The sequence below is a fragment of the Microbulbifer sp. VAAF005 genome (assembly GCF_030012985.1).
Classification (GTDB): domain Bacteria; phylum Pseudomonadota; class Gammaproteobacteria; order Pseudomonadales; family Cellvibrionaceae; genus Microbulbifer.
The window spans coordinates 2,951,031-2,963,746 of record NZ_CP120233.1 but is presented as its reverse complement, the minus strand read 5'-3'; the positions used below and the strand labels follow the sequence as shown (position 1 = coordinate 2,963,746).

The window sequence follows — 12,716 nt, the reverse complement described above, 5'->3', positions numbered from 1 at the left end:
GCCATAAATTTGCATTTAATTTAGGTTTTCCAACTCGAAAGATATTTTATTTGCGGAAGCTATAATTTTGTGCCATGCATAGAGTAAATGGGCATGATTTTGATAATCATTGTTACAATCTTCTATAATTCTATCGCTATTTTCTAAAATATCTTTGGCCGCCTCTGGGTATACTTTCGAGATAAATTCTGAGGCTATGTTTTCAATATTTTTTATTCGGTGATTAATATTATCTTGAGACTTATTGACAATTATGTCTGCGATATATTTATTTCTTGATGTGTTACATGTTTTATTTATTTGGTCAGAAATATCGTAAATCTCATCTTTCAAGCTCCAGTAAATTGGGCGCATATCGCTGTATTTAATCAATGATTTAATATATGAATTATAATTACTGTTTCGTTTATCGTGATATTTATGGCTTACCCTACGCTCATGAAAAATTACATTTTTACCAAATGCATATGCCATGCGAAACATGAAGTAATCAGATGATATTGCATCAGATGGTAGACATGGAAACTCTTTATGAAGATCTTTCAAAACAAAGTTTCCAGCATCAGGGTAATAAAACCCTTCCGTATTCGCTTTGTTAAAGTCATCGTTTTTAAAATAACTTTTAGCGCCGCTTTCCAAGCAATTAAATGCTTGATCGTGCAGATCTTCAGGGACACCTAAAGCAGAAAAAAATACACTGAATAGAGCAGCATCTTGCTTAATAAAAGGTTTAAGATCTAGGCTCCATTCTCCCACATATCCACTTCCTGCCACATAGTTGCCCTTACAATTCATGAGCTGTATTTCAGCTTCAATTGGAAAAGGGCAGTTAGGTTGGAGATGAGTATCTGAGTCACGGCGGTGAATTATATCTATATTCATTGCTGCACTTAGCAGAAATATTCGGTTCATTACTGCACCGTAATTAACCCCTGAATGTATGAACAATTTGAAAAGGTGTTCATAACCAGCGTGATGCAGAATTTTACTAATAACTTTAGCCTGCTCTTCCTGATTAAAATGATATATTTTTATATTGTTATATTTTTTGTTTACAAATTTAACAGCTTGTTCATTGTGTGCTTCTATTTCCTTATCACCGGAATCCATAATAATCATTGGAATATATGGTGCACATTCACTAAGTTCGTGTGCATAAGATTTAAGACTCTGCATTACACATCGATTTGTCGGTATCCAGTAGGCATTTTTTGAGCGCCGCATATTATCCCTCATAACTTTAGACAGCGAAAAATGGAAAAGATGTATTTTTGTACAAGCTAAGACCTCTGCCACCTAGCAAACATATAATCTCGATGATGCTCGAAACCTAAACGGTAGGCAGTGGCGATAGAAGCAGAGTTATCCGCTCGACATGTCCAGACAGGTGTTAAATTATTTTTTTTACAAAAAGACAAAATATGTGAACAGGTTGTGGTTGCCCCGCCTTGACCACGAAACTCAGCATGTGAAATGGCACCGAGTTCAGCTATATTTTCTCCACAAATCGCATAACCTTCACTAACGATAATCCCGTGCCTAATCTCATAAATAGCAATATGATTTGATATAAAGGTATTAAAATCACCACAACATGGTGTGAAGATATCTTTCCACTGAGCAGAGTAAAATTGCTCTATGCTTGGTATGCTAGCTATACGGCCAGAGATAGGTATGGGTTTTAAGGGATCTCGAATAAATTCCTTTCGGATTGATATGTCGAGATATTTCTCTAATTCAAAAAATAAATATTCGTGCGTAAATATATACTCTAAACCGTTTGATAAATGTAAGGCCGAAAACTGAACTAAAAATTCAGTCGTACAATTTGTGCTTATAAAAGCGCATTTCAGAAAGTCTGATACTAGTATTGCCTGCGCTGGCGATTTCTCTGTATCGACATAGGCACGGCCAGTAATTGTCCCATTAAATACAGCATCCAATATGGCTTTATTGGGTGTATTTTTATCAAATAATGGTTTGAGTGTGTTATTATGTCCTAGCGGACAGACTGTTACCACAAGCGACATCCTCAGTCTGTGACTATACTCAAAAGCCACCTTTGTTCCTTTCTTTGACAGGTCGGAGTTAAACTAAAAAATTATTCCTTGGATATAAGTACCGTGAAAACCCTTTACATTTATACTTTATTTCTTAGTCTCTTTGGTAACAAAGTGATAATTTTTCACTAAACCGAAAAATTTTATATTTTTAGATTTAATTTCTAAAATTGATCTTGCTAAGTTAATTTTTATCAAAAGAATCAAATTCTTAATATTTTATATTATAAATAATGCTCAATTTCGAAATTTCCATTGATTCTATCCCAAATCAAATAGCTATCACTATCTATAAATAGATAAATAAAGAACATATAGTTTGAATCTTTCACCACGGCCCATTAAGCTTGGGGCCACGTGTAAAATTTATCACTTCTAATTGGTCTGACAATTCAAGTAGCTGACTATCTATTTTTCTGATTGTAGACTCAAATTTCTTACCATCATTTAGGGATTTTAGTCCAGGATAGCTACTGAGAGCTGATTGAATTTTATTTCGCGTCTTACCTAGTGAAGACAGCATATATAACAGATTAAATACACCAAGAAGTTTCTCAAGTAGATCTTTCATGGACTCTGGGCAGGTTTCCCTTAATCTTTCCGGAAATCTAAGAAATGCAGCCTTTTCAAGCCCTGGTCCCGCTCCACAAAGAGAAGAATCTTCTGTATGATACCAACCTAAAGGTTCAAGTTCGCAAAATCCAGTCTCATTAAGCAGAACTTGTATCCACAAGTATGAATCTTCCCCAAAAACGGATTTATTGTGATCGTAGAATCCACCGTATCTCTTTATTGTTGAAATTTTTGATACAATCATACTTGAATGGAAAAACCAAACTAATCCTAGCAGTGAATATACAGACATAGATGAAGTTACCTTAAACTTTCCTCTTGGTACTCCAAACTCACTAAAAAATTCACTATAAGACTTTTTTTGACCGCTAGATGTTCGGTAGTGCGAGGCAGCGTAGACATTAATATCTTTATGTTCTTGGAAAGTATTGACTGCATGAGTGAGAAAGTCAGGTTCCCATTCATCATCAGCATCTAAAAAAACAACATAATCACCGGTGGCACGATCTAGTCCAACATTGCGTGCATGTCCCGGACCTGTATTCTCTTGTCTAATAAACTCAATTGCATGGTGTTCTTTCTGCAGATTTTGAATAACTATGGTGCTATCGTCAGTGCTGCCATCATCAATGATTACCACCTGGATTGATCGATATTCTTGACGAAAAACAGAAATTAATGTGCGTTCTATAGTTTTTTCTTTATTGTAAACAGGAATAATTACAGATATGACTGGTAGATATTTCACTAAGATCTCCCTGATTTCCAGAAACTTTTGTGCGGCTGGAAGCAATTATTTAGTATGCTCATTTCTTCTGGAATTTTAAGCAAGATACACTTCACAAAAATTTTCGCACTTACGTTCCAAAATACAGATTGCATCTATCCACACTATTTGCTTGAAATTTATAGAAGCACTAAAGTTAGACTGTCTTGTGTTGAGCATAGCGCCGAAAGGTGTTGAACTAAGCACAGCCTTTCCATAGTTGTTCCATAACATAAATTCTCTGGGACTAAAGAATGTATTTCTTTTTTGAACGTTTACTCGCATCATTTCCGAACTGGCCAGAAGACACACCATCTAATCAATTTGTTAAATTTTTCAGATATTACACTAGGGGTAGAGAAATATATCCTAGTCGCCGCAGTTTTGACCGCTACTATCGCGATTTTAGAAGTGTCTCTTTATGGTCTAGTTGGTGGAGTTGTTGACTGGTTGGATGATCACACCCCGGAAACAGCATTCTCATTCACAGAAGATAATGTTCTAATCTGGGCAGGTTGTACTTTAGTTGCACTACCTGCACTATCAATTCTACAAACACTGTTTATAAATCAAACCATATTAACAAATTTTCCTATGAGTATTCGCTGGTCTCTGCACCGCCAATTACTCACACATAGCTTGAATTATTACAATAATGAATTGTCCGGAAGGCTAGCAACAAAGTTAATGCAGACTGCATTTGCTATGCAAGAAGCCACAAGGAAAATGATTTGCGGTGTCCTGTATGTTTGTATTTACCTAGTTAGTTCGCTTGGCTTAGTTGCAGCCCTAAACCTATATTTAGTTGTTCCCTTCTTGATATGGCTACTGGCATACTTTTTCATACTCTACAGGGCTTTACCAACATTGGCTCTAGCCGCAAAAGAAAGGGCGGACGCTAATTCATGTTTAGTTGGAAGACTTGTTGATACCTACTCAAACATTGAGACGGTAAAACTATTTTCTAGTGCTGAGTTAGAGAGAAACTATGCTAGAAACGCGATGTCATTACTCCTCACCTCAAGCTATAAGAACAGTAGATTGGCAACCGGAGTTACTAGCCGTGTATGGATTTTGAGTACGTTCCTTATTTTGAGTGTAGGTTTTCTTTGTATTCTTCTTTGGTCAAAAGGCGCTATAACCACAGGCGCTATAGCGGCTGCAGGTGCTCTAGTTTTAAAAATGAACGGCATCTCCCATTGGATAATGTGGGAAACTTCGTCCCTTTTTGAAAACTTCGGGATGATTAAGGACGGCATTACTACATTCACGAAGCGAAAGGATGTCCAGGATAAATCTTCAGCTCAGCCACTAAATCTATCCTACGGATCAATTGAATTCAGCAATATTAGTTTTGGATATGATAATAGTAATACTGTAATACGGAACCTAAATTTAGAGATTAATGCGGGTGAGAGATTGGGAATTGTAGGTCCCTCGGGAGCCGGGAAATCAACACTTATTAAGTTACTTCTTAGGTTGTATGACATTCAGGGTGGTAGAATTCTGATTGATAGCCAAGATATAAGCACCGTCAGTCAAGATAGTTTACGAAAAAATATTGCTGTAGTGAGCCAGGACGTCTCTCTAATGAATCGATCTATCTGGGAAAACTTACGATACGGAAGTCCCAATTCATCAGATTCGGATATAATTAAAGCAGCAAAACGAGCTTTTGCACATGATTTCATTTTATCTCTGGAGGACTCCCAGGGTAGACGAGGATATGAAGCGCATGTAGGTGAACGTGGGGTTACCCTTAGTGGGGGGCAACGGCAGAGACTCTCAATAGCACGAGCGTTCTTGAAGAATTCACCTATATTAATATTGGATGAAGCCACGTCTGCACTAGATTCAGAAGCTGAGAATTCGATCCAACAGAATCTAGATGAATTGATGACAGGACGTACAGTAATTGTCATTGCGCATAGGCTATCAACTTTATCAAAGCTCGATAGGTTAGTTGTGATTGAAAATGGTACTATCGTTGAGCAAGGCCCCCACTCATCCCTTATAGAGATGGGTGGTGTCTATTCGCGATTTTGGTTACATCAGTCTAAAGGACATACTACTACTTTAGAAAAAGCTTGATAGAGTGAATCCAGCTATTTTTAGGAAGTCACCTTGAAAATTTGGGTAGCCATTATAATCAAGGTGACAAATCTAAGAGCCGTTTTGGGTATGATCCTATTTACGAGTTCTACTTAAATTTTAGACTGTGTGTGATATCTGGCTGATATTGTCTTACCTACCTCAAACTATCAAATATCTATTGGGATAATTGGAATAGATGTACTTCACACACTTAAATTCTTAGTAATAGTGTTGATGTGAGGTAAATTAAAGTTGATAGATGTAGACATAGGCACCGAAAAGGCGTTGCTGGATTGTAAATATTTATTTTTTAAACTAAATTAGTATGTGAAGAGTGCAATTCGCTCAGTGACTTTAGATAGTTGAATTTTAGCTATTAGCTCTATGTCCCCTTTTGGCACTAGAACTGTTATATCTTTATCGGGAAATTGATTTAATTTTTGGATTATATCGTTCCATCTTGGGTTCTTCATAACTATTTCTTTGTTATACTTCCTGTATCCAAAAAATGTCCTAATTACTTCCTCAAATTTGCGATAGCAAGAAATCCATGGCCTATCATCACCTTTTTGTATGTGATGTCGCCTTTTTTCAGGATTAAAAAATTCACTAAATATTGATTGAGCTATTACAGGATAATCTGGATGTTTTTCAATAAAAGCTTGTAAATTATTGTTCCAAGCTTTGTAGCCGCTGTCGGAATTCCAGCTTACAGGATGGCTAAGATGATACACTAATATATTAGGGTTGTACGCAATTTTAACGCCATTTTTTGATAGGTTATATGCGAACTCACTATCCTCTAAGCCCCACCCAGAAAAAATGTCCTCGTCAAATCCACCATATTTTTCAAGATCTTCTCGCCTGATAGAGATATTATGTGAAAAACAAAGGTGCCATGCTCCTAAAAGCATTTGCATATTTTCAGAATACCATTCAAATATGGAAAACCTTGGATCTTTATGGGTCACTTTATTATAAATTTTTTTATCACCGGCATGAGTATTTATATCAACCTCATTTCTAAAACCTATTTGAATTATAGATTCACTACTTGGTATTGCATCAAAAAAAGTTAAATGCTGTTCTACAAAATTATATTTAACGATTTGATCTGAGTCCAAAAAAATAACTATTTGTCCTGTAGATTTTTTCCATCCAAAATTTCGCGCGTAAGCAGCTCCCTTTTTGTCAGAATAACTATAATAATTAATCTTGGCATCAGGGATCTTTGTATAAATCAATTGCTCTATATTGTCGTCTTGACACCCATCATCTACTACAATTATTTCATAATCGAAAGAACACAAACTCTGATTCTGAAGTGATTCTAAAGTACTTAACAAGCTACATTTATTATTACTATAAGGTAAGACTACCGACACTAAATAGTTAGTCATAGGCTATACTCCAAATTGAGTTTATATCCACAAGAAGCATTATCCACTTGAGTTAAAACAATCCCGCTCCAATTTATAGAGCGGGTTCAAGTATATGGTTCAAAAGGTAAAATGATTTACATTTAGAAATCAATATTACTCATATCTTAAAGATTTTACTGGATTAGCATTTGCAGTACTTGCGGATTGTAATACCACCGTTATAAATGCAACTGTTGCAACAATGAGGGTGGCTAGGATAAAGATCCAAATCTCAATATCTGCCCTGTAAGCAAATGTATTAAGCCAATCATTCATTATCCAATAAGAAGTGAGAGAGGCAGCAAATGAAGCGATTATTACTAAAATCATTTGCGGTTTGACTAGCATATAAATTATTTGATACGTTGATGCACCAAGAACCTTTCGAACTCCAATCTCTTTGGTTCTTTGTTCCGTTGTGAATGCTGATAAACCAAATAAACCCAGACATGAAATGAATATACAAATTGCGGCAAACATACCGATTAAGCTCATTAAATTGCTCTCATCGGCATATAGTTCCTGAAGAAGATTGTCGTAAAATTTGAATTCAAATGGATGTTCTTGGTCAAACTGTGATACTACGCTCTCAACTTTATCAATAGTATCTCTAACATTAGTATTTTTAATACTTATAGCCAGAGTTCTATTCATCATGCTTAATTGGGAGCTAGACAAGCTTGAATAATCAACAATATTAAACGGACGTAGAATAAGGGATGGAATAGGGTCATGTAATGAACCTACATGAAAGTCACGTACCACTCCTATAACTGTAGCATTGAACATCTCGACTCGTTTTCCTAATGGATTATCCCAGCCAAGAGTTTTGACCAATGTCTCATTGACCAGTACTGCACCTTGCTCATTGGAAGACTGTCCTTTAGAGAACCCTCGCCCCTTAATAATATCCAACCCCATTACATCGACAAACTCATCTCCAACAGTCATGTGAAAGAGGCCAACTTTCTCAAATTCCCCTTCATTGTTTTCAATTTTCATAAGACTAATTCTCGCTCCGCTACCTGGAACAAATGAAGTTTCAGCGACGCCGAGAATATTTGGATCTGCCATAAGTTCATTTTTTATAAGTGGGATTTTTTGGATTGCCTCCGCACCATATAGTTGAATAGCGAGCTTATTTTCTTGTTGGTATCCTAGGGATTTATTAGCTGCATAATGCATTTGCTGCCCCATAATCAATGTACAAGCTACAACACTGATTGATACAAAGAATTGAATAAAGATTAATACCTGTCGAATACTTATTCGATTAGCAGATGCTTTTTTATTTGCTGTAAGTGATGCAACTGGAGGTATAGATGATAAGTAGAAAGCTGGATAAACTCCGGCTATTATACCGACAATGCTAACTCCAAAAAAGAGAGCGCATAGAAATAACTTGTCTTCTGAGAAGTCAACAAGACTAAGCTTATCAAGCAAGTAGACTAATGGTGTATAAGTTTCAGCAAGTTTTACTCCAATGATACCTATTATAAATGCCAAAATTGTATATACAATTGACTCACCTAAAAATTGACAAATTAACTGAAATTTCTCTGCGCCTAGAACTTTACGTACACCGACTTCTTTAGCTCGTTTCGTAGCTCTGGCTGTTGCTAGGTTTGTATAATTAATACAGGCTACCAATAGAATAAATATTGCTACAGCAATAAATCCGTAAATAAAAAATATATTTCCACTCGGAGGGCCACCTTGCCAACCACTAGAAAAATAAACATCTAGTAAGGGCTGAGTATGAAAGTCTATGGTTAGTTCAAACTCTCTACCTGGTTCAGTCATGATTTTTTCATTAAATTCTGCGAGAATTCGTTGTAAATCTGATTCAGAGTATGTATCTGCCAGATGAAAGTATGTCATGAATCCAATGTAAAATAGCCGCCTAGGTGTAAGTGTTGCATCACCTTGCCCCAGGTTATCGAGGAGTTTAGTAGACATAACTATGTCATACTTTAAATGAGTATTATCTGGAAGATTACGGAAAACGGCTTTTATCTGATAGCTCCCTGTATCTGTATACAGAGTTTTACCAACAGGGTTTTCATTACCAAAATAGAAGTCAGATGTCCTTTGACTAATAATAATTGCATATGGGTCTAATAATGCATCTTCTGTATTTCCATATATTATTTCATGAGTAAACACATCAAATACGTTTGGGTCTGCCATTATGACGTCTTGCCAAAATGCCTCATTATCTTCAGTTTTTAGAAGAGTTTTGCCCATTGATTTAAAGCGAACATATTCACCTATATCTGGGTATTCCTTTACTAGTAATGGCCCCAGCGCTTGAGAAGTGATGGAAAATCGTTCACCTTTTCCTCGGTTGAAAATTTCATTTGTAACGCGGTAAATACTATTGTGATTTTCATGGTGCCTGTCATATGTGAGTTCGCTACGGATATAGAGAGATAATATTAAGCAGCAGCCAACAGCCAAAGATAAACTTATGAGGTTTATACCGGCATATACTTTTTCGCGAGACAGGCCTCGTAATGCGACTAGTAGGTAATTCTTAAACATTTAGTGATACCTCAGCTATCTCCTCTTCTGTGACTTTCCCATCGAGAAGGCGAATAACCCGATGGGCATAGGTAGCATCTTTCACTGAGTGGGTAACCATTACGATAGTCGTCCCTTCAGAGTTAAGTTGCTGAAATATTTTCATAACTTCTTCGCCATGGACTGAGTCTAAGTTACCAGTAGGTTCGTCAGCCAGAATTATGTCCGGAGAGTGGACAAGTGCACGAGCAACGGCAACCCGCTGCTGTTGACCGCCAGATAGCTGCATCGGGAAGTGGTGAATACGATGAGTCATATCCATTTTTGCTATAACTGCTTCTACCTTTGCTTTTCTTTCTGAGCTTGGTACTTTGTTATACAGCAATGGTAGTTCTACGTTCTCATATACAGTTAGTTCATCGATAAGGTTAAAGCTTTGAAAAACAAAGCCTATGTTTTCTTTCCTCAAACGAACCCGCTGCCTTTCATTATATTTTCCGACTTCCTCATTTAGAAACTTGTAGCTACCAGAATTAGGATTATCGATAAGTCCTAATATGTTCATCAGAGTGGATTTCCCACATCCAGATGGGCCCATAAGGGCTACAAATTCCCCTTTTTGAACTTCTAAGCTAACTCCGTTCAGGGCAGTCGTTTTTACTTCCTCTGTAAGAAATATTTTTTTTAGATTGTCGATAAGGATAACTGGTGAATTCGTCATTTGCCTGCCTTAGTTTCGCCTAATTTATTTATTTAAATATTTTTTGTTAGAAGTTTACAACTTCATATTCATAAAATTTTACTTGAGGGTATACCAAAATTAACCTTTATAGATGGTATTGAATCTGAATAATGGTGTTTTTAATTAGGCATATATCCGCAACTTCAAAGTGAATTCTTTCCAGCATGTTTATAGTATTATTTCGCATTGCCAATACCTTTTTTGTGTTAATATTTAGGGCCTTAACAGTAAAACTTATATTTAAAGTTAAATATAACCGCTATACTTTTAATGGCGCTGTTAAATCATTTTTAGCTGCTATAATAATTTATCGAATTTGTTTGTGCTTGATCCAAGTTACCAACCCACTTCAGTTTGTGAACTTTCCCATTGAGCATAATTTATTTGTCAGAAGTAACAGCTATGCCAGAGCTAACTCCCTGGCACTTGCTATAAAGTAATTTATCCTTGAATTGGTGACTTGAACGTTATTTCGTCTGCATCGCCAAAATCTTCATAATTAGTGGTTATGATTTTGTCACCAGCACTTAAACCATTAAGAATTTCAAATGTTTGAGGGTTTTGACGCCCTGGTGTGATTTTTACTTTTTTTGCTCCAGAGCCATCTTCTAATACCCGATATACCCATTTTCCACTTGTATAGCGATAGAACCCACCTTTTTTTAAAGTCTTTGTGGTAGATGCATTTCCAAGCTCTAAATCTATACTGAGTGTTTGACCTCGTTTAATTCCAATAGGAAAGCCATCGATGAAGTCCATATCAGCAATAAACTGATTATCAATAACCTCTGGATATATTTTACTTAAAATAACTTCGTGATTTTTACCGTTAAATTTAAAATGACCACTTTGGTTTTCTGATACCCGGGATATATAGTACTGGTCAATTTTTACACGCACTTTAAAGTGGTCTAACTTATCCACCTGTCCGACACGCTGCCCACGATTAAAGCTCTGCCCGATTTCTGCATTCATGGATGACAATTGCCCACTTATAGGTGCTCTTACCTCCAAGCTGTTCATAATATCCGAAAGAATAATTAAACTTCTATTTGACCTTTTAATAGAATCATCAATTTGTTCTTCTTGTTGTAATCTTAAAGTATTCTCTTGTTTGATGCGTTCTTCTTTTAACTCAATTTTCTTTTTGAGATATAAAACCATATCACGGGCTTCTTCATATTCATTTTGTGTGATATTAGCCCCATCATTTTCGTAAAGCTTAGTTAACTTTGAAAATAGCCTTTGAGCATCAAGTAGTTGCTTATTTAGATCTAAAAGATTTTCCTTACTCTGCAAGTACTGTTGGGTTAAGTTAATTTTCTGAGTTCTTAGGTCATTAAGTGTTCTTAGAGCTTGCGATTCGGAGTCAACATTTGATTTTTGCGCACTAGCATTAGCAAGCTGGAGAATAACATCTCCTTTTTGAACCAGTGTCCCCCCCTGAATATATATTTCCTTGACGATACCGCCTTCTTGTAGATCTAAATAGACAGTTGTTTGAGGCGTAACCGTACCAATTACTGGGATATACTCGCTAAATATCTTTTCTTCGACTTGAGAAATAACGAGTCTTTTAGTATCTACCTCAATTGAGGCCGGGTTACCTGATATTGAGACAACTATCAGAGCTACAAGTATCAGAGCCCCTATTACTATTGTTGCTTTTTTTAAGGGTAGCTTGCGTCTCTGTATTACTTCATCCATATGTACGACTGCTTATTGTTTTCAGACCATTGATCTCTAGTTTCCATGCGGATCGGTTTACTATGTGTAAACTTGATAAGATCTTACCCAGCAATGATGAAACCTCTCTTTGCGATAAAATACGCAAAACAAGGGGTGCATGGCAAGTATAAAGATAAGGTGAATATGTAATTGACAAAAATTAACAGAGCGTTATCGGTATTAGCACACGAAATTTGCTTTCACAAGTAACCAATTTGTGATCTAACTACGTGTGCTAACTCTTCGAATCTTAACCAGGAATTTAGGGAAAACTTGCATTATTACTAAAGAAGTGGGTAATAGTTATACGTTCATATTTTGGGAGTAGATATGCAATATGGCAATGTCAAACTGGCAATGGGGTGGATATCCAGCTTACCGTATAGCAGTGAATAGTTGAGGAGTGTTTAGCCCAAGATGAATATTGTTATTTTTTCACTTTGTTGTGATACTTATTTTGATTTGTGTATCATCTTTAAAAAATTTGTTTTATTTTATTAATTTTTCATGAGGGTTCTATCGGTATGTCCTATTTTTAAGGAATACAATTTTTTCAGACGTCCTTAATATTTTTTAGTATATTCCATAAACAGCTATTTGCCTTTAATACTACGACATTTAGTGATTAAAGCTTCATGATAAGTATAAAGTTCTACTAAATTAGCGACGTTTACGACTTTAAATATTTTTATTATTTCTTAGCTTGTATGACAGGGGCAGCTTACAATACGGCGGCTACCCAAGCTCTAAAGATCTCCGAGAATTACAATGATCCTACCCACCTATGACGGATACTCTCTTAAGCGATA

Annotated in this window: 8 protein-coding genes; 1 reads left to right on the top strand and 7 read right to left on the bottom strand. The window is 36.1% G+C overall.

Annotated elements, in window-relative coordinates; all coding sequences use genetic code 11:
- Positions 1–15 precede the first annotated feature (15 nt).
- From P0078_RS13150 to P0078_RS13140, 3 genes are all read right to left on the bottom strand, one after another.
- Complete coding sequence (locus tag P0078_RS13150) at positions 16–1,224, bottom strand: DUF6271 family protein (protein WP_282930414.1); 1,209 nt, start codon at positions 1,222–1,224, stop codon at positions 16–18.
- Between the two features lie 56 nt (positions 1,225–1,280).
- A complete protein-coding gene (locus tag P0078_RS13145; RefSeq protein ID WP_282930413.1) occupies positions 1,281–2,060 on the bottom strand; it encodes a GNAT family N-acetyltransferase in 780 nt (259 codons plus the stop codon).
- Positions 2,061–2,388: 328 nt separating this feature from the next.
- Positions 2,389–3,381, bottom strand: a complete 993-nt coding sequence (locus tag P0078_RS13140) for a glycosyltransferase family 2 protein (protein WP_282930412.1) — start codon at positions 3,379–3,381, stop codon at positions 2,389–2,391.
- A gap of 402 nt (positions 3,382–3,783) precedes the next feature.
- Between P0078_RS13140 and P0078_RS13135 the strand changes: the two genes are divergently transcribed.
- The gene (locus P0078_RS13135) at positions 3,784–5,490 is read left to right on the top strand and encodes an ABC transporter ATP-binding protein (protein ID WP_282930411.1); all 1,707 of its coding nucleotides are present in this window, start codon (positions 3,784–3,786) and stop codon (positions 5,488–5,490) included.
- Between the two features lie 323 nt (positions 5,491–5,813).
- Here P0078_RS13135 and P0078_RS13130 read toward each other — a convergent pair whose 3' ends face one another.
- The 4 genes from P0078_RS13130 to P0078_RS13115 form a co-directional block, all read right to left on the bottom strand.
- The gene (locus tag P0078_RS13130; RefSeq protein ID WP_282930410.1) at positions 5,814–6,893 is read right to left on the bottom strand and encodes a glycosyltransferase family 2 protein; all 1,080 of its coding nucleotides are present in this window, start codon (positions 6,891–6,893) and stop codon (positions 5,814–5,816) included.
- 135 nt (positions 6,894–7,028) lie between these two features.
- Entirely contained in the window at positions 7,029–9,458 is a 2,430-nt protein-coding gene (locus P0078_RS13125) for an ABC transporter permease (RefSeq protein WP_282930409.1), read from the bottom strand.
- Positions 9,451–10,158 carry an ABC transporter ATP-binding protein gene (locus tag P0078_RS13120; RefSeq protein WP_282930408.1) on the bottom strand — a complete coding sequence of 236 codons (708 nt, stop codon included), beginning with the start codon at positions 10,156–10,158 and terminating at the stop codon, positions 9,451–9,453. The genes P0078_RS13125 and P0078_RS13120 overlap by 8 nt, the downstream gene beginning before the upstream one ends.
- Before the next feature lie 462 nt (positions 10,159–10,620).
- Complete coding sequence (locus P0078_RS13115; RefSeq protein ID WP_282930407.1) at positions 10,621–11,886, bottom strand: efflux RND transporter periplasmic adaptor subunit; 1,266 nt, start codon at positions 11,884–11,886, stop codon at positions 10,621–10,623.
- Positions 11,887–12,716: the final 830 nt, after the last annotated feature.